Annotated in this window: 23 protein-coding genes and 6 pseudogenes; 13 read left to right on the forward strand and 16 right to left on the reverse strand. The window is 68.1% G+C overall.

The annotated features are described in order from the left end of the window. Positions 1–425 precede the first annotated feature (425 nt). Entirely contained in the window at positions 426–689 is a 264-nt protein-coding gene (locus ABT009_RS35940; protein ID WP_351304915.1) for a DUF6207 family protein, read from the forward strand. A 268-nt stretch (positions 690–957) separates the two neighbouring features. On the opposite strand, the gene ABT009_RS35945 is transcribed toward ABT009_RS35940, so the two are convergent. The 5 genes and pseudogenes from ABT009_RS35945 to ABT009_RS35965 all read right to left on the reverse strand — a co-directional run bounded on the left by ABT009_RS35945 (position 958) and on the right by ABT009_RS35965 (position 4,198). Next, on the reverse strand, positions 958–1,302 hold the full coding sequence (locus ABT009_RS35945) for a DUF6233 domain-containing protein (protein ID WP_351304918.1): 345 nt from the start codon (positions 1,300–1,302) through the stop codon (positions 958–960). A gap of 142 nt (positions 1,303–1,444) precedes the next feature. Continuing rightward, positions 1,445–1,693 (reverse strand): annotated as a pseudogene (locus ABT009_RS35950) (TetR family transcriptional regulator); the annotation flags it as partial. Between the two features lie 36 nt (positions 1,694–1,729). Next, positions 1,730–2,575 (reverse strand): aldo/keto reductase, encoded by an 846-nt coding sequence (locus tag ABT009_RS35955; protein WP_351305111.1) that lies wholly within the window; start codon positions 2,573–2,575, stop codon positions 1,730–1,732. Positions 2,576–2,807: 232 nt separating this feature from the next. Next, complete coding sequence (locus tag ABT009_RS35960) at positions 2,808–3,689, reverse strand: helix-turn-helix transcriptional regulator (RefSeq protein ID WP_351304921.1); 882 nt, start codon at positions 3,687–3,689, stop codon at positions 2,808–2,810. A gap of 284 nt (positions 3,690–3,973) precedes the next feature. After that, positions 3,974–4,198, reverse strand: coding sequence for a hypothetical protein (locus ABT009_RS35965; protein WP_351304924.1), 225 nt, complete (start codon positions 4,196–4,198; stop codon positions 3,974–3,976). Positions 4,199–4,439: 241 nt separating this feature from the next. On the opposite strand from ABT009_RS35965, the gene ABT009_RS35970 reads away from it, so the two are divergent. Beyond that, entirely contained in the window at positions 4,440–4,841 is a 402-nt protein-coding gene (locus ABT009_RS35970; RefSeq protein WP_351304927.1) for a PPOX class F420-dependent oxidoreductase, read from the forward strand. A 198-nt stretch (positions 4,842–5,039) separates the two neighbouring features. On the opposite strand, the pseudogene ABT009_RS47535 reads toward ABT009_RS35970, so the two are convergent. Both ABT009_RS47535 and ABT009_RS35975 read right to left on the reverse strand, forming a co-directional pair. After that, a pseudogene (locus tag ABT009_RS47535) lies at positions 5,040–5,238 on the reverse strand (IS701 family transposase); the annotation flags it as partial. Between the two features lie 110 nt (positions 5,239–5,348). After that, positions 5,349–6,014 (reverse strand): nitroreductase, encoded by a 666-nt coding sequence (locus tag ABT009_RS35975; protein ID WP_351304929.1) that lies wholly within the window; start codon positions 6,012–6,014, stop codon positions 5,349–5,351. A gap of 148 nt (positions 6,015–6,162) precedes the next feature. Between ABT009_RS35975 and ABT009_RS35980 the strand changes: the two genes are divergently transcribed. Next, complete coding sequence (locus ABT009_RS35980) at positions 6,163–6,813, forward strand: FMN-dependent NADH-azoreductase (RefSeq protein WP_351304932.1); 651 nt, start codon at positions 6,163–6,165, stop codon at positions 6,811–6,813. A gap of 394 nt (positions 6,814–7,207) precedes the next feature. On the opposite strand, the gene ABT009_RS35985 is transcribed toward ABT009_RS35980, so the two are convergent. Continuing rightward, positions 7,208–7,693: a MarR family winged helix-turn-helix transcriptional regulator gene (locus tag ABT009_RS35985; protein ID WP_351304935.1), complete on the reverse strand. Its 486-nt coding sequence runs from the start codon at positions 7,691–7,693 to the stop codon at positions 7,208–7,210. Positions 7,694–7,820: 127 nt separating this feature from the next. Here ABT009_RS35985 and ABT009_RS35990 point away from each other — a divergent pair. Both ABT009_RS35990 and ABT009_RS35995 read left to right on the forward strand, forming a co-directional pair. Next, positions 7,821–7,967, forward strand: a pseudogene (locus ABT009_RS35990) (IS701 family transposase); the annotation flags it as partial. A gap of 85 nt (positions 7,968–8,052) precedes the next feature. Then, positions 8,053–8,535, forward strand: a pseudogene (locus ABT009_RS35995) (IS5 family transposase); the annotation flags it as partial. Between the two features lie 216 nt (positions 8,536–8,751). On the opposite strand, the gene ABT009_RS36000 reads toward ABT009_RS35995, so the two are convergent. After that, positions 8,752–9,198 carry a cupin domain-containing protein gene (locus tag ABT009_RS36000; RefSeq protein WP_351304938.1) on the reverse strand — a complete coding sequence of 149 codons (447 nt, stop codon included), beginning with the start codon at positions 9,196–9,198 and terminating at the stop codon, positions 8,752–8,754. A gap of 628 nt (positions 9,199–9,826) precedes the next feature. Between ABT009_RS36000 and ABT009_RS36005 the strand changes: the two genes are divergently transcribed. The 6 genes from ABT009_RS36005 to ABT009_RS36030 all read left to right on the forward strand — a co-directional run bounded on the left by ABT009_RS36005 (position 9,827) and on the right by ABT009_RS36030 (position 15,673). Continuing rightward, positions 9,827–10,567 (forward strand): SDR family oxidoreductase, encoded by a 741-nt coding sequence (locus ABT009_RS36005; protein WP_351304941.1) that lies wholly within the window; start codon positions 9,827–9,829, stop codon positions 10,565–10,567. A gap of 435 nt (positions 10,568–11,002) precedes the next feature. Further along, positions 11,003–11,476 carry a carboxymuconolactone decarboxylase family protein gene (locus tag ABT009_RS36010; protein ID WP_351304944.1) on the forward strand — a complete coding sequence of 158 codons (474 nt, stop codon included), beginning with the start codon at positions 11,003–11,005 and terminating at the stop codon, positions 11,474–11,476. 575 nt (positions 11,477–12,051) lie between these two features. After that, the gene (locus ABT009_RS36015) at positions 12,052–13,020 is read left to right on the forward strand and encodes a patatin-like phospholipase family protein (RefSeq protein ID WP_351304947.1); all 969 of its coding nucleotides are present in this window, start codon (positions 12,052–12,054) and stop codon (positions 13,018–13,020) included. Further along, the gene (locus tag ABT009_RS36020) at positions 13,017–14,240 is read left to right on the forward strand and encodes a macrolide family glycosyltransferase (protein ID WP_351304950.1); all 1,224 of its coding nucleotides are present in this window, start codon (positions 13,017–13,019) and stop codon (positions 14,238–14,240) included. Before ABT009_RS36015 ends, ABT009_RS36020 begins: the two co-directional genes overlap by 4 nt. 3 nt (positions 14,241–14,243) lie before the next feature. Next, on the forward strand, positions 14,244–14,729 hold the full coding sequence (locus ABT009_RS36025) for a hypothetical protein (RefSeq protein ID WP_351304953.1): 486 nt from the start codon (positions 14,244–14,246) through the stop codon (positions 14,727–14,729). Beyond that, positions 14,726–15,673 carry a hypothetical protein gene (locus ABT009_RS36030; RefSeq protein WP_351304956.1) on the forward strand — a complete coding sequence of 316 codons (948 nt, stop codon included), beginning with the start codon at positions 14,726–14,728 and terminating at the stop codon, positions 15,671–15,673. Before ABT009_RS36025 ends, ABT009_RS36030 begins: the two co-directional genes overlap by 4 nt. A gap of 887 nt (positions 15,674–16,560) precedes the next feature. On the opposite strand, the pseudogene ABT009_RS36035 reads toward ABT009_RS36030, so the two are convergent. The 3 genes and pseudogenes from ABT009_RS36035 to ABT009_RS36050 all read right to left on the reverse strand — a co-directional run. Next, positions 16,561–17,205 (reverse strand): annotated as a pseudogene (locus ABT009_RS36035) (sugar phosphate nucleotidyltransferase); the annotation flags it as partial. 173 nt (positions 17,206–17,378) lie between these two features. Continuing rightward, complete coding sequence (locus tag ABT009_RS36045) at positions 17,379–17,522, reverse strand: hypothetical protein (RefSeq protein WP_351305119.1); 144 nt, start codon at positions 17,520–17,522, stop codon at positions 17,379–17,381. Positions 17,523–17,594: 72 nt separating this feature from the next. Next, positions 17,595–18,026: a cupin domain-containing protein gene (locus tag ABT009_RS36050; RefSeq protein ID WP_502990030.1), complete on the reverse strand. Its 432-nt coding sequence runs from the start codon at positions 18,024–18,026 to the stop codon at positions 17,595–17,597. Positions 18,027–18,816: 790 nt separating this feature from the next. Here ABT009_RS36050 and ABT009_RS36055 point away from each other — a divergent pair. Then, positions 18,817–19,713, forward strand: coding sequence for an RNA polymerase sigma-70 factor (locus tag ABT009_RS36055; RefSeq protein ID WP_351305115.1), 897 nt, complete (start codon positions 18,817–18,819; stop codon positions 19,711–19,713). 104 nt (positions 19,714–19,817) lie between these two features. Here the strand turns inward: ABT009_RS36055 and ABT009_RS36060 are convergent. The 4 genes and pseudogenes from ABT009_RS36060 to ABT009_RS36075 all read right to left on the reverse strand — a co-directional run bounded on the left by ABT009_RS36060 (position 19,818) and on the right by ABT009_RS36075 (position 22,114). Continuing rightward, positions 19,818–20,177 (reverse strand): annotated as a pseudogene (locus ABT009_RS36060) (DUF6461 domain-containing protein). Beyond that, complete coding sequence (locus ABT009_RS36065; protein ID WP_351304959.1) at positions 20,138–20,530, reverse strand: VOC family protein; 393 nt, start codon at positions 20,528–20,530, stop codon at positions 20,138–20,140. Before ABT009_RS36065 ends, ABT009_RS36060 begins: the two are co-directional and overlap by 40 nt. Beyond that, the gene (locus tag ABT009_RS36070; protein WP_351304962.1) at positions 20,527–20,829 is read right to left on the reverse strand and encodes an ArsR/SmtB family transcription factor; all 303 of its coding nucleotides are present in this window, start codon (positions 20,827–20,829) and stop codon (positions 20,527–20,529) included. The genes ABT009_RS36065 and ABT009_RS36070 overlap by 4 nt, the downstream gene beginning before the upstream one ends. A 334-nt stretch (positions 20,830–21,163) precedes the next feature. Continuing rightward, complete coding sequence (locus ABT009_RS36075; RefSeq protein ID WP_351304965.1) at positions 21,164–22,114, reverse strand: ABC transporter permease; 951 nt, start codon at positions 22,112–22,114, stop codon at positions 21,164–21,166. 210 nt (positions 22,115–22,324) lie between these two features. On the opposite strand from ABT009_RS36075, the gene ABT009_RS36080 reads away from it, so the two are divergent. Then, entirely contained in the window at positions 22,325–22,798 is a 474-nt protein-coding gene (locus ABT009_RS36080; protein ID WP_351304968.1) for a MarR family winged helix-turn-helix transcriptional regulator, read from the forward strand. Positions 22,799–22,823 lie beyond the last annotated feature (25 nt).

Consider the following 22,823-nt stretch of genomic DNA (forward strand, 5'->3'; position numbering starts at 1 on the left):
GAGACAACACAACATGCCATCACTGCCGCACGACAGCGGAACTATGTCTGACCAGCAGAAACACAGCCGTCACTCTCGGAAAGACAACGGCTTCTGAGCACTCCGCGTTCTGCCCAGACAATGTCTGGCAGGGGCTCACCCGCACACTCTTGCCGCCTACGCGGAACAGCTCATCGATGTGAACTGTTGGGAATTCTGGTGGGATTGACCCCACCCAGCCGGGAGGATCACGCCGAGCAGCCAGCCGCCGGGCGGAGGTGGCAGGCCCCAACGACCGCAGCTGACCGGGTCCCACCACAGTGCCGAACGGCCGGGGCGCTGCCGTGTCCGGGGTAGCGTCATCTGCGGCTGACGCGGCTGTCCCGATCAGGTGAACCACCGGCCACGCCCGAACCGCCCAGCGGCCGGGCGGCATCTTCGCAGGCATGACCGTCAGCCACTCCCACCTGCACCAGCCCGGACACGTCAGCATCACCATCCAGGGCGCCGACGAGAACACCGTCCTCGACTTCGCGTACGCCCTGGCGCTACGCAACAACGTCAGCGGGCCCGGCCAGCCCTGGCAGGTCCCCGGACGCCCTGGCGTCAACGTCCAGGTCTGCGGCCACCTCGAGCCCGCCGACGAACCGGGACCACCCGGATACGGCGCCGCAGTGGCCGATGGCTGTCAGTGCCAGATGCCATCGTGATCGGATGACCGCACCGAGCCGCGTGCGGGCCGAGGGAACCGGATTCCGGTCCGGCGCCCCAGCCCACGGCAGCGGCCGTCTACGGTCTCTACTGCGTGGAGTCAGCGCACTCGGCCGGCGGCGGGCCTTGCCCCCTCGGCGCCGCGACGGCGGTCGCCCTCAGGGGGCATCTACCGGCGGCGCTGACCCAGTGGCCGGCGGGGAGTGCCTGCCTGTCACAGCGTCTCCCCGCTGGGCGTAAGACAAATTGTCTTCCGCCTCTCGAGGGCTACCCGTCGAGATAGCCGAGCTCCGCGTCCACGCCGCAGTACCCGCAGCCGTCGACACCCTCGACCCGGGCGTGAAGTGCCTGCTCGCGCGTGATGCCCCGGATGCGTTCGCCTGCCATGTGGCAGCCGCCGACGTGCACGGCAACGGGCTGTGCACCGAGGGACTCCTGCAGCACCCACTCCGCCGTCGGCGGCCGCGCCTGCTCCTGGCGGCGCACCTCGGCCAGGCGCCGTTCCTCCTGCGCGATCCATCGGCGGGTGCGCTCCAGGTCGGCGACCTGGACTCGCTCGAGGAATCGCAACTGGTCAAGACGGGACGGCGAACGTTCGGTGTGACTGAGCACGCTAGTTGGTTGTGACCGCCCTTCCGTGATGACTACGACGGCTGCAGGAGTGCCGTCGATGCCGCCCTTCGCGACAGGTGGCCACAGACAGCGCCCCACGCCAGGGTGATCGTCGGTGCGGGCCTGGGTGTCCGACCTTCCTCTACTCCGGCGTGCACGCGCGCATGATGGACGCGATCACGTCGTCCAGTCCGTGCTCGGCCACCTCCGGTGGCAGCATTCCGCTGACTGCCAGGCCGGCGTAGCCGTGCAAGGCCGCGAAGATCGGCAGGGCGACGCGGTCCAGCGGCCCCTGCCGCACCTCGCCTCTGCGTTGCCCGTCGCCGATCAGTTCGAGGAGCTGTTCGGACCAGCGGTGGGCGACGGCCCCCAGCTCTTCCGACGCTTCCGGGCAGGGCGGACCTTGATGTGCGGCCTCTGGTGGGGCTCAGTCCACGCGGATGCCGCCGATCCGGGTGACCCACTCCGGGTCGCGGTGGTCGAAGGCGACGCTGACGCCGGTGTCCATCGCGGCGATACGGCTCATATCCTCATCGGTGAGCTCGAAGTCGAAGACGTCGAGGTTCTCCGCCATGCGCTCGGGCCGCACGGACTTGGGGATGACCACCACGCCGCGCTGGATGAGCCAGCGCAGCGCCACCTGGGCGATGGACTTGCCATGCGCCTCGCCGATGCCGGTGAGGGTCGGGTCGCTGAAAATGTCGTTGCGGCCTTCGGCGAGCGGCCCCCAGGACTCGATCTGCACCCCCCGCACAGCCATGAGCGACTGGTAGTCCGCGCGCTGGAAGAACGGGTGAGTCTCCACCTGGTTGACCGCCGGGGTGATCTCGTTGTTCTCGATGAGGTCGACCAAGCGGTCCGGGTAGAAGTTGGACACCCCGATCGCCTTGATCAACCCTTGGCGGTGCAGGTTCTGCATGGCCCGCCAGGAGCTGTAGTAGTCCCCGTACGGCTGGTGGATCAGGTACAGATCCAGGTAGTCCAGGCCCAGGCGCTTGAGCGACGCGTCGAAGGCCCGCTTGGTGCCGTCCTCACCGCCGTCGTGCACCCACAGCTTGGTGGTGACGAACAGCTCGCTGCGGGCGATGCCGCTGGCCTTGATGGCGCGGCCGACCGCCTCCTCGTTGCCGTAGACGGCGGCGGTGTCCAGATGGCGGTAGCCGGCAGCCAGGGCGTCGGTGACGACCTGCTCGGTCTGCTCGGCGGGAACCTGGAAAACGCCGAACCCGAGGATCGGCATCTGTACGCCGTTGTTCAAAGTGACCTGAGGGATCTTGGTGGACATGGTGAAGCATTCCTTCGTAGTTGCACGTGTCGTCATCGCACGTGTCGTCGTTGCCTGCCGTCTGCAGACGGTGAGCCAGTGCTCGGGCGGCAGGCGGGGCCATGCGCCGCAGGCGCATGCTGAGTGGGACCGACGAGGATCTGTAGGGGCTCGTCAGTGCAGGGCGTGCGGAGGCCTGGTCGACCGAGCCGGCCTACGGGGAGCCCGGATTCCCCGACCGCTAGGACTGGCGCTGCTCCTGCTCGTCCTGTTCCTGCTGGGCGAGGGTGGCGGCCCAGCTGGCGAGCAAATCGAGCGCCTCCTGTGACCTCGACCGCGGCTCGGCGGTGAAGATGAACAGCATCAGACCGGGGTCGGAGGGCAGCTCCAGCCCTTCGTAGGACAGGTCCAGGTCACCGACCACCGGATGGTGCAGCCGCTTGGTCCCGCTGCGGTGAAGACGCACATCATGCGCGGCCCATAGGGTGCGGAACTCCTCGCTGCGGGTGCACAGCTCCCCGATGAGGCCGGTCAGCGCCTTGTCGTAGGGGTTCTTGCCGGCCTCGGCGCGCAACACCGCCACGATGTCGCGGGCCGTGCCGTCCCAGTCGCGGTAGAAGTCGACAGCCCGCGGGTTCAGGAAACGAAACCGCGCCTGGTTGACCGGCCGGGCAGGATCGTCGAACAGAGGCGCGAGCAGCGCCCGGCCCAGACGATTGGCCGCCACAATGTCGCCGCGGCCGTTGCCCACCCAAGCGGGTGAAAGCTGACCGTCGAGGATCTGCTGAATGCCCGGACGCACCCGCCGCGCCGCCGGACGGCGCCGCACAGCCCCGCCAGCGTTGGCCGCTCGCGCCAGGTCGAACAAGTGTGCCCGCTCGGCCTCGTCCAGCTGCAACGCACGGGCGACAGCATCCAGCACGCTCTCGGAGGCGCCGCGCAGGCTACCGCGCTCCAGCTGGGTGTAGTACTCCACCGAAACCCCCGCCAGCTCAGCCACCTCGCCACGGCGAAGGCCCGAAACCCGGCGCCTGCCACCGTGCGTGACAAGACCCGCCTGCTCGGGAGTGACCTTGCCACGGCGGGAGACTAGGAACTCTCGTACCTCGCTGCGGTTGTCCATGCCCTCCACGCTACGAGCCTGCCCCTGACCCTGGGAGATGCTGCCAGCACCCCCTCAACAGCACCCTCCGCGCGGCTAGGCACTCGGACTGCGCCGGCCTTCGGGCTCAGCTACTGCGACGAGGGGGTGACGGCCTCCATTGGTGGGCCCGCCTGCCTGCGTTGCGCGCTGATTGGATGCACATCTATGTGCTGGCCGTCGGCTCGGGACGACCGACCTGGTCGATCATCGTTGCGGTGCCGGAATCTCCCGGCATGCGCTCGATCGCCACCATGGCGGCGTCGTCATCTGTCCGGTACGTCGAGGACCGCCGCGGTGATGAATGCCTCGCCGCGACCCTCGACCTCCTCACGGGGGGCTGCGGCGTCGTCCAGGTCCGAGGACGCCGTTTCCTCCAAGAAGGTGACCAGCGACGACAGGTCGGCCTGCCTGTGGGCTGCGCCCCGGAAGGCACCGAGAAGGAGAGCGGCATCCCCGACGGCATCGAGGCCCTTTGCCGCGGAAGTCACCGATGATGATCCGGATACGTCAGGTGGAAGCGGCGAACCTCGAGTCCTCGCCTCACCACATAGGAAACCGTCTCACAACGGCTAACACAATGAGGTGGGTCGACGCTGCGCCGTGTCCGAGTGCTGAGTTGCACGGCTGAACAGGCGGGCGCTGTAGTTCCGGGGGGCGGGGAGGGCCGGGTTACCTGCCGTGGCTACCGTGGCCCCAGCACCCCACCGAACCGACCCCTGGAGAACCCCCGTGCCCGTACCCCTCGGCGAGGACGTGCTGGCGCTGCTGCGCCGCCCCAGCACCTGCTACATCGCTACAACGATGCCCGACGGCTCACCCCAGCTCACCCAGACATGGGTCGACACCGACGGCGAGCACGTCCTGATCAACAGTGTTGAGTCGCATCAAAAGACCCGAAACATCGCGCGCGACCCCCGGGTAGCCATCGCAGTCTCCGACCCCTCGGACCCAGCCTCCTACGTCCAGATCCGCGGCCGTGTGGTGCGTGTGACCACCGAGGGAGCGGTCGATCACATCGAGGCGCTCGCACAGAAGTACCTCGGCGGGCCCTACCCATGGTTCGGCGGCCGCGACCAAGTCCGGGTGATCTATGTGATCCAACCCGAGCGGATCAGCAGCCCCCGCGGCTAACAACGGCTGACTCAATGACCTGAGTTGCCATTGGGTGATCAGGCAGCAGGCGAGTTTACGGAACGCCTCGTGCTGTCCACCGCAGCTGGCCGAGCGTCGACTACCGGGAGACCTCTGGCGGCTCTGGGGGTGTGGGCGCCAGGCGGTGCGCTGATGGCCCAGGCGGGCTCCGAGCCGGGCGCCGTGGTGACCGTCACCGTCGTCACGGACCGCGTTCTCGTCTCCGTCGGAGAGGTTGAGCAGGCGTTGGACACCGTCCGGGCGGAGCTGGCCGACCTGCTCGGCCAGTGTCCAGCCGTTCCTCTACCTCGAGGGGCGCGAGCAGCCCCTGGAGGTAGTCCAGCGCCCGCTCGCGCGGCTCGGACCTGCCAAAGCGGTGGGCGCACCGGGCATGCAGCCCGGCTGCCCCTCGGACCGCGTATCGACCTGCTCGACCGTCAGCTCATCAGCACACGGTCGCGCTAACGAGCGTCAATTCACCCCGTCACGCCGCATGTGATTGCGGTACTAGCCCTCGACGAACGTGACCGTCTCGTCGAGAGGTGCCCGGCCCGTACGGGTGTGACCCACCGTGACGTCCTCGAACCCGATCGACATGCCACAGAAGAGGATGAGCTCGTCCGGGGGTGACAGGACCTCCGCGACGGTCTTGTGATATTTCGCCCAGGCCATCTGCGCGCAACTGTGCAGCCCTTCGGCGCGGAGCAGCAGCATGACGGTCTGCAGATACATGCCGACGTCGGACCATTGGGCCGGGCCCAGGTCGCGGTCGATGTAGCAGAACAGGGCGGCGGGCGCGCCGAAACAGTCCCAGTTCGCGGAAGCCGCCCTCTGGCGCGCCTCTATGTCCTCGCGCGCAATACCGAGTGCGCCGTAGCGCTGCTCGCCGAAGGCGGATCGGCGTTCGCGGTACGGGGACTTCAGTGCGGGCGGGTACTGCTCGTACTCCGGCTCATCCCAGGGGTCGCCTCCGGCCACGCGCTCGCCGGCGCGCTTCTTGAGCTCGGCCAGCGGCTGGCCGGTCAGCACGTAGGCGTGCCACGGCTGGAGGTTCGATGCGGACGGCGCCCAAGCCGCGGCGGACAGCACGCGCTCCAGCACCTCTCTCGGGACATCCCGGTCGGTGAATCCGCGCACTGCCCGTCGGCTCCTGACCGCCTCATAGACGTCCAAGGTCGCCTACCTCCCACCTGCTCAACGCGTCTATCTCCGTTACACTCGCGATGGTATCATTCAATACCATCTCGTGTTTAACTATCGTCGAGTACGAATCCTCAGCCCTCGGCTCCCCGTCTCGGGCCCCGCTCTTTGGAGAAAGTCCATGGCCACGCTGCTGCACATCGACTCGTCCGTCCTCCCCGGCGAGGCGTCCTCGTCCCGTTCGGTCGCGGACGCCTTCCGCAAAGCCTGGGAGGAGCAGCACCCGGAGGGCACGGTGATCTACCGCGACCTCGCCGCCGACCCCGTCCCGCACATCACCGCCGATGCCTGGTCCGCCGGTTACACCGCACCGACCGAGCGCACCCCGGAGCAGTCCGCCGCGTTCGCCGCGCGCGTGAAGCTCATCGAGGAACTGGAGCAGGCGGACGCCGTCCTGATCGGCGCCCCCATGCACAACTTCTCGATCCCGTCGACCCTCAAGGCGTGGCTGGACAACGTGCTCCTGCTCGGCCGCACCGCGGGCGAGACCCCCTCCGCCCAGGGCACCCCGGTCACCGTCATCGCCAGCCGCGGCGGCTCCTACCGGCCGGGCACCCCGCGCGAGGGCTTCGAGTTCGTGCAGAACTACCTGGAGGCCGTCCTCAAGGGCACCCTCGGCCTGGACCTCGACTTCATCGTCCCGGAGCTCACCATGGCCCCCCGCAACCCGGCCATGTCTGAACTGGTCCCCCTCTACGAGGCCTCCCGCCAGCGCGCCTTCGAGGACGCGACCACCAAGGCCAAGGAACTCGCGGAGCGCCTCGCCGCATAAACCCCCGGGCCATAGACGCCGTGTGACACCTAGCCCCAGGGCGTCACACGGCGTCCTCGTCACCTGCGCCCACTCCGGCGGTGACGGTGGCGCTCTGTCCCTGGGGGCAGGTGCCCCGGCCTGGAGGCGGCCGGCGCGTTCGGCAATGCCAGCGGGCCGCGCATCGAGACGACGGCAAGGCGTGCGAGGGGTGAAGAGCACACCGCCGGCCAGGTATGCCGCGCGGTAGCCGTGCGGACAGCGCGATCCCCGTCAGCGACGAAGCCCTGACCGCCGCCCGCAGCCAGGGTCGGCGCGTAGCGACGATGGCCGCAGCTCTCAAGGTCGGGTTCGCCGTGAAAGCCGCATGAGACGAAGCGCGCCCACGCGGCAGGCAACCGTCGCGCGGGCGCGCTTACGCCTCACCGCCTGCTGGATAGGTAAACCGGGTCAGCAGCTCCGTCAGCTGCTTGGGCTCGCCGGGCCCCAGTTCGGCAACCAGACGCTCAGCCAGCGGCTCCGCCGCCACATGAGCTGCATCGAAAAGCTCGATGCCCTGAGGCGTGATCTCCACTGCCCGCACCCGCCGGTCCCCCGGAACGGTCTTGCGTACGGCGAGCCCCTTACGCTCCAGGTCGTCCACGACCCGCATGATTCCCGCCTTGTCCGACCCCGTTGCCGCCGCCAAGTCCCGCTGCACCGTGGGCCCGCGGTCGACCAGCACGATCAGCACGGCAAAATGCCGCAACTCGATGCCGAGCGGCCTAAGGGCCTCCGCCATCACCGCGGCCGCGTGCCAGTGCGCCCGACGCAGCAGCAAGCCGAGAGCGAAAGGCGAGGTATCCCCGGGGCGGTCGGTCGCACGCGAGGCGGTGGTTTGGTGAGGAACGTCAGCGGTCATGAGGCCACATTACAGCCACCCATTCGTTCGATACGGTATCGTTTGAAACTAAATGCGGATGCGTCTGCTGCGGCCTTGTTGCCTCACGCCTGAAGGACCTGGTCAAGACCGCGGGGCGCGATGACAGGTGGAGGTGTGCTTCCAGATCGCCAAGGGCGAGTGCGGCCTGCACCACTACCAGGTGAGGCTCTGCCGGGCCTGGTACCGGCACATCACCCTCGCCATGGCGGCTCTGGCCTATCTGACCGCCGTCCGTGCCCAAGGAGCCGAAAAAAGGGGCAGCGGATGCGGGGAACACGACCTCATACCTCTCAGCGTTCCGGAGATCCGCCGGTTGATCGGGCGCGCCATCGCACGCCCTCGGCCGATCCCAAGGCGGACTGACCACCAAAATCCACCTCGCCTGCGGCGGCCGGGCACGTCCTCTCGCCGTTCTGCTGACCGCCGATCAACGCCATGACAGCGTCTGCGCACGCCCCCTGCTCGAACGCATCCGCGTGCCGCGCAACGGACGGGGCCGGCCACGCTGCAGACCCGACCATGTGATCGCGGATGAGGCCTACGGCTCTCGCGGCCTGCGCGGCTACCTGCGACGACGCAACATCGCTCACACCATTCCGGAGAAGCAGGACCAGAAAGGGCACCGCCGCAACCGCGGCCGCCGCGGCGGCAGGCCACCTCAGTTCGACCGGGAGACCTACCGCCAACGCAACATCGTCGAACGCTGCTTCAACCAACTCGAAGGCTTCCGCGGCATCGCGACCAGATACGACAAGACCGCGACCTCCCACGAAGCAGCCGTCTGCGAGGCCTCATTCCTGCTCTGGGCAAGATCCGTTTGAAGACGGGCCCTTGCGGCATCCACTCAACCAGCGGCAGACATCGCAGGCGTCCCCCGCCGCATCCCGCACCGCCCCGTTCACGCGTCGCCCTTGAGCAGAGCCGCGCAAACTGTGCGGAACGCCAGCTCAGCGGCGTCTCCATCCACACCGGTTGAGCTCGCCAACACTCCACCCATACACGGGAGATGCCCTGCTCGCCGCAGTCTGCAGCACGCTTCAGGAGGGGCGTGGGGCTCGCTTGTCCTTGCGTTGTACCAGTTCCTCCTCGTCGACGAGGACGAGCATGGGCTTGCCGGGCTCGCACATCATCGTGACGATGAACCGACTCGGTACGTCCGTACGGTTGTTGCCATCCTGGTAATGGATCACATCGCCCCCCGGCTCCCAGAACGCCTCCCCGGCCCGGATCACCCGCTCGGGCTCTCCCTCCAGCTCGAACAGCATCTCGCCCTCCAGGACATACCCGAAGGCCGGCCCGAAGTGACGGTGCGGAGGCGTGCCAGGGTCTCCAGGGGGGAATTCGACGAGCGCAGTCATGACGTGTGCTCCTTCCGGAACGGAGGGTGGTTTCGCCTCCTGGATCACGGTGACTGCGGTTTTCCATGCCTCGGATCGCTGCCCCTGATTTCCTGGGCGGTTTGCCACCGGTTCGTTGTTCGGCATCACGCCACCTCCGGTCTCGGCGTCGATACGGAGAGCCGATCGCCCGCACCACAGATGACAGCATCAACCTGTGTGGCCCGGGGCCGCCTCGTCACGTAGATCAGCAACCGGTCATCGCCGTCCGCGCCCGGGCATCGATGGCACGGGCAGGCATGTCTAGAAAGACTACGCTGTCTCCGTACAGGCCACCTCTCCCCCGGGACGCCTGGACCAAGCAACGCTGACCGGTCACATGCGCACAATCTCTGAGCTTGGGCACGACTTCCGATCCGGTGAGCCCGCTGCCCCCGACAACGACGATCTTCATGCTGGCCAGACTGGCTCCCAGACCCTGTCACGCATCGGGCACCCCATCTGACCCGATCAGCTCCGTCGCAATGATCGGCCTGCACGGCCCTTGTGCGGGGCTTACGGTGGTCGCAGGCGATACGTTTCGATCTGCGGGCACACGCAGACGCCGACCGCGGTCGCCATGGCACAACAGAGAACGAACCGACTCCACAAGCGGACCCACCCGCACGGCTCACAACAACTCGTTCTTGGTACCCGCTCCTCCCGCATACAAGGGAGACGGACTCCTTCCCCGGACGCGATCGGAAACCTGAACAACCCAGTGAAAAGGTGCGCCATGAAGTTCACAGTCCTGGGTGGAACCGGCCTGATCGGCACACAGGTGGTCGAACGGCTGACAGCGGCCGGCCACGAAGTGATACCCGCTTCGCTTTCCACCGGAGTCGACGTGATCAGCAGCAAGGGCCTGGAGGAGGTTCTCGAGGGCGCCGATGTGGTGATCAACCTGACGAACTCCCCGGTATTCGACGAGTCCTCCATCGGCTTCTTCGACACGTCGATGAACAACATCGGGGCCGCGGCGGAGGCGGCCGGCGTCCGCCACCATGTGATTCTCTCAATCGTCGGCGTGGACCAAGTGCCCCAGCTCGACTACTACCGGGCCAAGGTCGGCCAGGAGAACGTCCTCAAGAACGGGCCGACGCCGTACTCGATCGTGCGCGCCACGCAGTTCTTCGAGTTCGTCGGAGCGACCATGTCCTGGACGACCGACGGTGACACCGTCCGCCTGCCGACCACACCTTTGCAGCCGATGGCCAGCGCCGACGTCGCCGCGGCGGTCGCGAGGGCCTCCTCGGACACCCCGTTGCAGGGCATCCGCAACACCGCCGGCCCTGAGGTCTTCCCTCTCGACGAGTTGGGCCGAATCACTCTGGCCGCACGCCCCGACGGCCGCCGCGTGGTCACCGACGACCAGGCGGGCATGTTCTCCGCAGTTGTCGGGGACGTGCTGATCGCACCGAAGGGCGCCGACCTGGCCCCCACGCACTACAGGGACTGGCTCCAGCAGCAGCCATAGCCGGACGCCGAGCCGCGTCGGGTCACTGAGGGAGCCAAGCAGTCGCGGCAAGGTCATCTCGCTCGGGGAAGGGGTGACGAGGGGGCCGGCATGCAGCCGAGGTTCCCCTTCGTTCGGATCCTTGCGAACATCAGGTCCCTGAAGAGGCATGCCCGGCATTGCCACTGTAGGCCGCGCCAAAACAATGGTGGCTGCCGGTAAGAGTGGGACCTTACTCGCGGTTGTGGGGGTGCATGCGGCGGTCCCCCTCAGCGGGCAGGCGCTCCGCTGACACGGCTTCTGCCTGCTTCTTCGTCCTCGCCCATGCTGGATTCGCCTTCCACCAGGGCCACCCATAACGAATGGATGAGACGCACGTCACACTCGGCTTCCTGTCACACATTGCCGGACCCCCCGGTCAGTAGTGCGTATCCACAACACGGCAAGGAGATCACCGTGGAATCGCGTCTCAACTACTTCGGCCACCCCCTCGCGGCGAAGGTGCTGAAGCACATCAACTCGGCCAACAAGGTGCTTTCGGACTCAACGCTGCCGGTCGTGATCCAGGAGCTGGTGAAGATTCGGGCAAGCCAGATCAACGGCTGCGGGTTCTGCACCGACATGCACATCAAGGACGCCGCCGCGGCGGGAGAGACCCCCCAGCGCCTCCACCTGGTCGCGGCCTGGCGCGAGGCCACGGTCTTCACCGACGCTGAGCGCGCCGCACTGGAACTGTCGGAGCAGGGCACCCGCATCGCCGACGCAGCCGGTGGTGTCACCGATGAGGCCTGGGCGAACGCCGCCAAGCACTTCGACGAGGACCAGCTCGTCGCCCTGATCTCCCTCATCGCCCTCATCAACGCCTACAACCGCATCAACGTCATCAACCAGCAGCCTGCCGGGGACTACCAGCCTGGCCAGTTCGGCTAGCCGACACCCGCCCGGCTCGGCACACACGGTCCGTCTCCATGCCGCCCCGACCTGCGGCGGGGAGACGGACTACCGGCGTCGACCGGTTCCGCTGAGCCAGGCGGAATCTTCGCCGCCTCACAGCCCGGGCCCGTCATGGGCCGGCTCCGGCAGGCCGTCACTCGGCACCACAGCCACTCACACCCCCGGCAGTGCCATACCCTCACTGCCTCATGGGTGACGCAAAGAAGCGTCGGTGAACGTCGTCTGCCCACTGCCACCCCGAAGTCTCCGCTCCGCCTTCCGGCTCAGTGCGCAGCGGCAGCGCCGGCAACACGCCGCTGCCTGGAGCAAGGACCGGCCCCTGTGCCGCCTCTCGCAATGTCCGGCAATCAGCCGACCCAGGCACCGGATCCGGAACGACGTCGCCCAGCACATAACACATCTTCTAGTTGGTAAACCAATGCGATTCGGTGCCATGGTGAGAAAGGTGGATCATGAGGGTTACTCGGCGCCAAAGACCAGCCACATTGGCACCCTTTGGCTTCAGCGGAGACGACTCGTCGAGTGGTCGTGGCCATGAGAGGCGTCGCACCATGACGGGCGACAAGGGGACGCATCCCCTGTCATCGAGCCGGCCGCCCGAGGACCCGACGTCGGCGGGCTTGCGCGCTCTTCCCCGTCCCGTGGCCGTGGTGGTGGGCGCCGGTGGCGTGCTCGGAGCGGCGCATGTTGGTGTCGGGTACGCGCTGGAGCAGCGCGGATTCGTCCCGGACATGATCATCGGAACCTCGGTGGGTGCCCTCAACGGGGCCATCGCGGCCGCCCACCCCGACAGGGCCGCGCCGTGGCTGGACCACGTGTGGACGCAGTTGCGTCGCCGTGAGGTGTATCCGCTCGGCTACCTGTCCTCACGGGCCAGCCTCTTCACCGATCGCGGCCTGCGTCGACTGATCGCTCGGGCTGGGCTGCCGTCGCGGATCGAGCAGTTGGCGGTCCCGTTCACCGCGGTGGCCATGGACCTGGTCACCGGCGCTCCGGCGCTGCTCGACCACGGAGACCTCGAGTCCGCGCTGCTGGCCAGCGCAGCCATTCCCGGGATGCTGCCCCCGGTGGATCGTGAGGGCCAAACGCTCGTCGACGGCGGGGTGATCGCCTACGTCCCGGTACTGGCGGCCCAGCAGGCCGGGGCGGCCAGCGTGGTGGTGGTGTCGACCGGGCCGGAGAGCTCGCCGTTGCGCCCCACCAATCCCCGCCGACGTGCCAGAGCGATCGCCGCCAGGGCCGGGCTACTGCTGTTGCACCATCAGATCGAGCGTGACCTGCAAGAGGTGTCCAAGCACATCCCGACCGTCGTGCTGCCGACCGGCATCGAGGCCTGGCCCGCCCCGTGGGACTTCGGCCAATCCCAGCGGCTGATCAGCACCGCGTCCCTCGCGGCGGGGCGCTTCCTCGACGACCTGCGCATCAGCGGGCCTGGCCTGTATCGGGCCGACGATCCTCCGGCGACATCGGTCAGTCCGGGCGAGGCATCCCCTTCCTCCGTATTGGGGCTCGGCCTGTGAGTACCATCGCGTTCCTCAACATCGCCATGCACGGGCGCGTCAACCCGACGCTGCCGGTCGTCGCCGAGCTTGTCCGGCGCGGCCACTCCGTCTCGTATCACACCTCGCCCGCGTTCCGTGAGGAGATCGAGGCCACCGGCGCGACTGTCTGCCTCTACCCCGGAGGCGACCAGCCGCTCCCCGATCCGCCGACGCCGGTCACGCTGATGGAGGGGCTCGCGTACACCACCGTCCGCTTGCTGCCCGCCGTGCTCACCGACCTGCGCCGCGTCCGGCCCCACTTGATCGTCCACGACAACGCCTGTTTGTGGGGCGCAGTCGCCGCCCGCGAACTCAAGGTGCTGGCGGCGTCGTCGTTCACCACGTTCGCGTTCAACCGGCATGTGCCCAGCCCCACCCGCGGCTCGTGGGATCTGCTGGCCGCAGCTGCGGCTCGGCCCCGCAGCCTCCAGGGCTACCTGCGGTCGCGCTGGGGTCTGCACCGCCGCTTCGACACGCGTGGGTTGCCACTGCTCGACCTGGGCAACATCCGCCAGCCGCTCAATCTGGTCTACACCTCGCGGGAGTTCCAGCCTGCCGTCGAGGACTTCGACCAGTCCTACCGGTTCGTTGGCCCAAGCATTGGCGCCCGCCCAGTCGACCCGACGTTCCCGGCCGATCGGCTGCACGACCCGGTGCTGTACGCCTCACTGGGCACGGTGTTCAACGCCGACCCGCAGCTGCTGCGCAGCTTCGCCACTGCGCTCGCCCCGCTGGGCGGCACCGTGATCATCTCCACCGGGCAGACCGATCCCGCCGCGCTGGGTCCGTTGCCGGCCAACGTGCTCGCCCGCCGCTCCGTGCCGCAACCGGAGGTGCTGGCCCGCGCGGCGCTGTTCGTCACCCACGGCGGGATGAACAGCGTCAACGAGGCCATGTACGCCGGGGTTCCGATGCTGGTGGTCCCGCAGGGCGCTGACCAGCCGATGGTGGCCCGGCGCGTCGCCGAGCTCGGCGCCGGCCTGTCGATCCGTACCCAGGACGTCACCGAGGCCTCCGTGCGTGCCCTCGCCCGGCGCCTGCTCGACGAACCCCGGTTCCGGGAAGCCGCGACCACCCTGCAGGCCGCCCAGCACAAGGCGGGTGGATATCGGCGCGCCGCCGACGAAATCGAGCGGTACCTGCATGCGGCCGGCGCGGTCAGTCAGTCGGCTCCCGTCGATCCGTCACAGCGAGGCTGAGCGATGTCACCCGTCGTCGTTCTGCTGCTGTTCGCCGGGCTGTCGGAGGCCGCCGGGCGCATCCTGCCTCTGGTAGCGCGCCGCCCGGGCATGTCGCGGACTTTTGTGGCCGGGTTGCTGCTGCCCGGTGGCCTCGTCGAGGCTGCTGTGTTCGCGCTGTGGCCGCTGACCGCATGGACCCTGGCCGAGCTGGTGCAGTCCCCTCCACCGCCAGGCGCCGGGTTGGTGTGGACACCGGGCCTGGTCGCCCCGCTGGTGCTCGCTGCCGTCCTTGCATTCCCGTTGCTCGGGCCCCTGCTCCACCTGCTGCTCTTTGTGGGGGTCGGGGCCGGTCTGGCCAGCCCGCTCGCCGCGGCGACCGGGCTGGGCTGGTGGGCCGCCGCCGGTTGCGTGGCCGTCGCCGGGGCCGGTCTTGGCGTCGCTGTAGAGGCCGTTCGGCGTCTGGTCGTGAGGATCAGTGCGACCCGGGCACCGGAGCCGATCGCATGAACGACTTCCTGATCTGGATCTGCGCGCTTGGGCCGGTGCTGCTCGCCGAAGCTCTGCTGGCCCGCTACGAGGTGCTGGCCTACACCGCCGGCTGGCGGGCCCCTACCACCGAGCTCCCGGAGGGCGTGCCCTATGCCCGGGGTGCGGCCCCTGACAGTCCCCCGGACGCCTACCTGGTCTACCTGGTCTACCTGGACGGCATCGGGAAACGCCGCGTTCGCGACACCCGCGACGGCGGCCAGCTGGTCAAGGCCCTGATCGCCGGAGCGCCGGAGCTGCGGGTGCTGGGTCAGGTGCAGCCCTACTCGCCGCTGGCCGACCCGCTTGCTGATCGGCCGGTGTGGGCGTGGCTGCGCCGCCACGTCGGGCTGCTCTTGTTCCTGCACAATGTCATGCAGATCTTCGTCGCCGCCGACCACCGATACCGCCCCCTCTACAACCGGGCCGTCGGCTCCCAGATCGCCACGCAGCTCCGCCTCGCCGGCTACCAGCCCGACAGCGGTATCCCCGTGGTGCTGCTCAGCTACAGCGGCGGCGCCCAGGTCGCCACCGGCGCGGTCGAAGAACTGCACACCCAACTGCGCTCCCCGCTCCTGCTGATCACGCTCGGTGGGTTCCACAACGGCGCCAACGACCTCACCCATGCCGAGCACGTGCATCAACTCACCAGCGCGACCGACTGGATTGAGCGGGTCGGCACCTGGATCTTCCCTCAGCGCTGGCGGCTGTTCCGCCGTAGCGGATGGAACCGCGCCGGCCGCGCCAGGAAGATCACCGTGCATCGGCTCGACCCGGCCACCCACCTCGGGCCGCGCAGCTACATCAGCCCGGAGGCCCAGCTGCCCGATGGCCGCAGCTACCTCGACCGCACCACCGACACCGTGATCGCGCTCATCCGCGCCCGACACAGCGCGACCGCGGCGACAGACGACCCGTTGCCATGAGGGCCTCGACCAGAGCGCGCAGCGCAGGGTCCGGCACGGTCGGCGCGAAATCGGCCTTGTCGGGCGTCTCCGTCGCGACGCCGTCGGCTGAACTACTCACGGAGGGGGCAATGAGCAACGGAGCCCGGAGCCCCTGCCCGGACAACGCCGCCGCCTGCCCCGTTGCCGCGGCCCGCGGGAGGCGGCCTTCACGTTGGCGGCGGCCGCCGTCCGGGACAGAGCAGCACCAGGACCCAGATCCTCACAGCCGCGCTCGAACTCTTCGCCACCAAGGGCTATTCAGGCGGCCTTCGCGTCGCGCCTGGGCCGGATCGCCCCCCGGGGAGACCGAGCGGACACCGGCGTTCACGTCCCTGGTGTCCGCGCAACTGGCCGGCCTCGTCATGCTGCGCTACGCCCTCGCGGTGGAGCCGCTGGGCTCACTCGACTTCGAGGAACTGATGGGCTCGTCCCGGCCATCGAAGTCCACTTCGACCGGCTGCCCCAGGAGGAGGCTGCCGGGGCGCCCTCGGGACGGGCCGCCGCCGAGGCCCCGGTTCGGATCCCCGCCTCGGCTGCTCCTCCCGGCGCTTCGGCGGCCTGGGCCAACGCCAGACGAAGACACCCCGCCCCGCGGCGAATAGGGAACGAATCCGACTTGCCCCTGCCCATGCGACATCCCCAGCTCATGTGGAGGGAGTGGACCATGGGATACCCGCAACAAGCAGGACGAGGAGCGTTCCGCGTGGTCCTACACGACCGGTGTGTAGCCGCGCAGCAAGGCCGCTCTTCCGCCAAGTCCGGTGTCGTGCTGAACGATCGGGTTCGAATCGCGTTGAGATACCACCAGGTGCTCCCTGTCTTGGCCGCTCGCTGCGAGCGGGCGGCCCAAGACGTAAAGCGGCAGGTCAGGTGTTGGTTTCCGCCTGGAGGGCAGCACGGTCGACGTCGAGTCCGGCGACCAGGCCGCGCAGGACGGGGCCATACTCCGGGTGGGCGAGGGCGAACGCCATCTGGGCGACCAGGTAGTCGGCCGGATTGCCGGTGTCGTACCAGCGGCCCTTGATGACCTGGCCGTATACGGCGCGGGTGGCGGCGTAGGCGTTGATGGCGTCGGTCAGGTAGACCTCGCCGGTGCGGTGCTCGTACCAGCGGCGGGTCTGCTCGCGCAGTTCGTCGATGATGCCAGGGGTGACGACGTAGCCGCCGATAGCCGCGTACGACGACGGAGCGGCAGCGGGCTCGGGCTTTTCGACCAGGCCGGTGATGCGCAGTTGGCCGTCTCCGAGGTCCTCCTTGACGATGGGCACGCCATAGCGCTGGGAGTCGGTGGGGTCCATCGGCATAAGGGCCAGCACCGGGCAGCCGGTCTGCTCATACGCGCGGACCAGCTGCTGGGCGCGGGGGACCTCGGCCACGAAGACGTCGTCGGGCCACAGCACCAACACCGGCTCGTCGCCGAAGGCACGGGCAGCGTTCAGCACCGGGGTGCCGTTGCCGTACGGGCCGTACTGGTCGAGGTAGGTGATGTGGCCCTGGCGGGCCAGCAGCGCCTCAACCGGTTGCCGGTCACCTAACATCGCACCCACGGGGTGCGCTACTCCCACGGCAGTTACTCGGTCGGCGACGACACCCTGTGGGGCGTCAACCACCGCAAGAAGGGCTCCGCAGACACCCTGACCGCGCTGAGGCCGATCCGCGCCGCCCGGCCCGACGGCGCACCCATCTACGTGACCCTGGACAACCCTTCTGCCCACAAGGGCCTGCGCCACCCGGAGTTCCGTGGCAGGACACGGTGCAGCATCTCGTGGACGGCTGCGGCCGCGAACAGCACGGTCAGCATGGAGCACACGACGTCAGTGGCGCTCATGCTTGTCGTGCCCTCCCACGGAGCGGGCCCTGCTTCGGTCGGAGCTGACCTGCCTGGACAGGAAGCCGCAGGTCAGTTCACGGGGCGCGGAGCACGCAGGTGGGCCCGCTGGGCCAGTTCCTCCTCGTCGACCAGCGTGAGCATCGGCTTGCCCGGCGCACACAGCATGGTCACAAGGAACCGGCACGGCGCGTCCGTGCGGGCGTTGCCGTCCTGGTAGTGGATCACGTCGCCGCCCGGCTCCCAGAACGTCTCGCCCGCCTTGACGATGCGTTCCGGCTCTCCCTCCAGCTCGAAGCGCACCTCGCCCTCGATCACGTAGCCGAAGGCCGGTCCCGTATGGCGGTGCGGAGGAGTGCCAGCTGCACCGGGCGGCCACTCGACCAGGATGGTCATGCCCGAGGCGCCCTCGGGGATGTGGAGCGGCTTGGCGTCCTGCAGCACCGTCGCCGCCGTCATCCACGTCTCGGGATGGGTGTCGCCTGCCGAATCCTTACTTGACACTGTGTAGTACCTCCGTAGTTGTTGCTTTGCACGGGCAGATGGCCGTGTGCCGCCAGATGGTCGGTGTACCAACCTTTCCCGAGGGCGATGACAGGGTTCGTGCGTTCGGGCTGGTCATGGGCTGTCTCGAAGTGAAGACCGAGTACACGCTGCGTCTGTGACAGATGCCACTGCTTTCGGAGCGGCTCATGAAGCGCAGGTTCGGGTCCCGCCCTGCACGGATGGCCATCGCGCGGCCACGAAAGCCGCGCGTTCAGCGGGTACGTCGTGACACTGATCCACTCTCTCTCACAACAGCGGTGTGAGCTGTCGTATGTAGTGCACGTGGCTGACCTCGCCGTCAGCCAGACGCACACGGGGTCGCTGACCCCTCGATGGGAAGGGACCCAGATGAGAGTCTGGTCAAGCGGCTGTTCGGCCGGGCCAACTTCGATCTGCTCCACAAGCGAGTGCTCCTGACGGCGCGAGGCCGTTCATGATCTCGGTTGTGGTGACCCTCCGTGGCAACCACGTCCCTCATCACTCACCACGGTGCAATGGGGTCGAGACCCACGGCCGGAACAGGTACGCACCGAGTGCATCGAGATCGTGTGAGGGCCAGGCGGCTGGACTCAGGGGCGGTCCCCTGCACGGTCACATGTCCTCACCCCCACGGTCGGTCACTGTGGCTGGGCCCGCGGGTGTGGGGAGCAGTCGCTTGCGGGGAGCCGCCAACCGGACAACCCGCGCATGACGGCGCGCGTCCTGCTGTGACGGCTTGTAGCATGGTGATCCAGAATTGGAGGACATCATGCGCGCCGGGGATGACGCGAACTCCCTTGACCAGGCGACGAGGGATTTCATCGCAGCGCGCCCCCAACTCTTTGGCATCGCCTACCGCGTGCTCGGCAGTGCTGTGGAAGCCGAGGACATCGTCCAGGAGGCGTGGCTGCGGTGGCAGAACACCGACCACGCCGACGTCCACGAGCCGGCAGCGTTCCTGGCTACGGTCACCGCCCGTCTGGCGATCAACGTCGCCAAGTCCGCCAGGATGCGGCGTGAGTCGTACATCGGGCCCTGGCTTCCGGAGCCAGTTGATACGAGCGTGGATCCGCAGCTGGGAGCGGAACGGGCAGAGGCACTCGACCTGGCGATTCTCTTCCTCCTGGAGAAGCTGAACCCCGTGGAACGGGCCGCTTACGTTCTGAGGGAAGCCTTTGACTACGCGTACAAGCAGATCGCGGACATCCTGGAGACGAGCGAAGCAAATACGCGCCAGTTGGTGAGCCGCGCCCGAAAGCATCTGTCAGCGGAACGCAGGGAGCCAGTCAGCTCCACCGCTCACCGGCGCCTGCTGGAGGTGTTCCTCGCCGCGGCGCAGACCGGCAATCTGTCAGTACTCGAGGATGTTCTCACGGCGGACGTGGTCAGTTACTCCGACGGCGGCGGGGTGCGCGGGGCATCCAGGATTCCGGTCGTCGGCCGTCCGCACGTCTCCAAGTACCTTGCCGCCTTCGCCCCACGTTTCTGGCCTCAGGCAGACATTCGCTGGGTCGAGGCCAACGGCAGGCCGGCCGTCCTTGTCTCGGCCGATGGAAACGCGGTGGCTCTGCTGTCCGTCGATGTGTCGGCACGAGGCATCGAACGCATCATGTGGGTAATGAATCCGGCCAAGCTGGCCCCTTACTTGGCTTCACTGGACAACTGAGACAGCCCTCCGCCGGCTCTGCGCCCGGGTGCCCCAAAGCGGGCTGGCAGAAGCTCGGCTACGGCACTGTGGGTGCGCGGTCCGTGGGGGGCGGGCGGGGTTCCTCACGCCCTGGGGTGCCCGGTCGGGCCTGGGCGGTCCGATGTCGCCGTGAGGTGAAAGCCGACGTCGCGCATGACGGCGTTGAGGGCGTCGGGGGTGGAGCCGATCCGGTGGCTGGGCTACTCGAAGGCGGTGCGCAGCTCGCTGTCCTCGAACCAGTGAAAAAGGTGGACGGGCTTGCCGCCGTTGGACGAGTGCATGACGGCGCGGGTGCCGGCCGAGAGGGTTTCGAGGACCTCCGGAGTCATGCCCACGCCGCCAGCGAGTTCCAGGGCGAGGGTCCAGTCGCCGCCGCGGCCGAGCCCCGCACGCGGCCGACCGCCTACTGCGCCTGTGTCGCGATCTGGATCAGGTTGCCGCAAGTGTCGTCGAAGACGGCGGTGGTGACGGCGCCCATCTCCAGGGGCTCCTGGGTGAAGCGGACGCCGAGGTCGCGCAGCCGCTCGTACTCCGCCTTCACGTCGTCGACGGCGAACTGGGCGAGCGGGATGCCGTCCTCGACGAGCGTGTCGCGGTAGGTCTTGACGACCGGGTGGCCGGCGGGCTCCAGGAGGAGTTCGGTGCCACCGGGCTCGTCGGGCGAGACGACGGTCAGCCACCGGTCCTTCTCGCCCACCGGGACGTCGTGCTTCTTCACGAAGCCGAGGATCTCGGTGTAGAAGCGCAGGGCCTTGGCCTGGTCGTCGACGAAGACGCTGGTCAGATGGATCTTCATGGGGTGCTCTCCTCCGGTCCGGGTGTGTCGGGCATGAGCCATCGCTCGGCGATCTGCCGCAGCGGGGCTGTGTTGAGGTCGTGGAACTTGTAGCGGCCCTCCCGCCTGGTCTCGACGAGCCCGGCGGTCTCCAGCACGGCGAGGTGCTGGGAGACCGCCTGCCGCGACATGCCGAGCTGATGCTTCATGCTCAGTCGCGAGCAGATCTCGAACAGTGTCTGTCCGGACTTCTCCGCGAGCTCGTCGAGGATGGTGCGGCGGGTGGGGTCGGCCAAGGCTTTGAAAAGGTCGTCGGCCACGACCACACGATAGGCAAATGCCCACTTGCCTATCAAGTCGAGGTGCGCCGCGTCCCGAGTCGGCCTGCCGTCGGCGGGCGCAGGCCCGCGGGCAGCGAGGACGCGGCAGGTGGACTGGGCGGTGCCCTGGCACTGCTCGCAGCCTGTCGTGGGATGCGCCGATGATTTGCAAAGAAGCCGCGTGGCTACAAGAAAACCTGGGGACGACGCACTCGATCCGTAAACCCCACTCCGCGCTGATCCGCACCGGCCGCAGGAGGTGACTGCCGCGGCCGCACGGCGCACCTGGCCGGGTTGCGGTGCGCCGGGCCGGCTTCGGTATCCACCAGGGCCTTCACCGCCTCGCGGCGTGCAAAATCGCGGCAGATGCGGCGATCCGATCGAGCAAGAACAGCGCCGCGATGCAAACAGCGATCCAGGCCGATAGCACCACAACACCGCTGACCAGCCCGTCGTGGTGGAAGTAGGCGATCCCGCCCAGTGCGCGGACGCCGACGCCCGGAGGCATCACCGAAGTGAGTGGTTTCAGCCAACCAGGCAGAAATTCGGGCGGCAGTACCCCACCGCTGCTGGCGTTCCCCATCACTATCAGGAAAATCGACGCCAACAGAACTCCAATCGGGCCGAAGATCCGGATCAACAGCACGGTGGATGCCGCTACAGCCCCCGCCATTAGCGCCACAAGGCCCGCGATGCCCAGAAAGGGACCGGGCATGGCTCCGAAGGCCGTACTCGCAATGAGTGCTGTCGCCAGCCCGCCGACGATCGCGAACAGCGCCAGACTGCTGACGCGTTGCCCGAAGGAGAGGCGCGGTGCCACTTGATAGGTCATCTGGCCGAAGAGAAACCCTGCCAGCACCAGCCCGAATGACGCATAGAAGACCGACAGACCCCGGCTGTCTCCATGCGAGAGCGGAAGGATGTCGATCACGGGCAGTTTCTCCCCTGCCCCACAGCCCGAGGTGCACAGACTGCCGAGTGGCGCCACCAGCGCGGACACCGCAGGACCGTTCGCACCCGCGTATACGATCTTGGGCCTGCCGTCGTCGGCCAACAGCGCAGCATACGCCTGGCGGTGCTCAACCGCCCGACGGGCCGAGGCGTTGTCCGGGTACCGGTCGACCTGGAAGCCGTCTGGCGAGACACGCTGCAGCCGGACGTCGAAAAGTGCCGCGGTCTTGTCGGATGCGGCGATGGCGACCGGCAGCCGGTGCGGCTGGGGCGTATGGAAGGCGGCGAGGAAAACGCTGACGAAGGCCAGACCGATGGTCAGCACAGTGATCACGGGCTTGAACACCGCCTGCGGACCGGTCAGCCCCGGCCGCTGGGGTGGGGCGTCGCTCTGCGGACCTGGATGGTGGCGGTGTCGACCCGGCCCTGGGTATGTGTCAGGGAAGTGACTTTGACTTGTGGAAGCGGTGCTGGGCATGGCTCCTCGGCCCTTAAGGTGTAAGGTAACTTGTATAAGCTACCTTACACATGGAGGGCTGCACCGGTGGCGGTGAAGGATCCCAGCGAGCGCATCGGCTACCTGCTCTGGCAGCTCTCGCACGCATACACGCAGCGCCTCGAACGAGCACTGCGCCCACTCGGACTGACCCAGGCGCAACTCAGCACGCTCGTCCGATTGAGCCTGGACGGGCCTCTGTCCAGTGCCGAACTCGCCCGCCGCTGCGGCGTCACCGCACAGTCCATGGGCACAGCGCTGCGGGGTCTGGTCGAGCGCGGACTAGTCGAGCGGCGTCCCCACCCCACTCACGGAAAGATCATCGAAGTGTGTGTCACGGCCGCGGGCGAGGCACTGGCACTGCGGGGCGAGACTGCGCTCGAACCGTGCGAGCAGGAGGCCCTGGAACCGTTCCTGCCCGAGGAACGGGAACAGGTGCGTACTCACCTCCGTCGCATGCTCGGCGCCCTCAACACCTCGGCGCTCGGACCGGGCAACGGAAGTCAGCGCGACGGGACATGAGTAGCGAACGGCTCAGCTCTGGAGC

Origin of the sequence: Streptomyces sp. NPDC002896 (assembly GCF_040295225.1) — a bacterium.
Classification (GTDB): domain Bacteria; phylum Actinomycetota; class Actinomycetes; order Streptomycetales; family Streptomycetaceae; genus Streptomyces.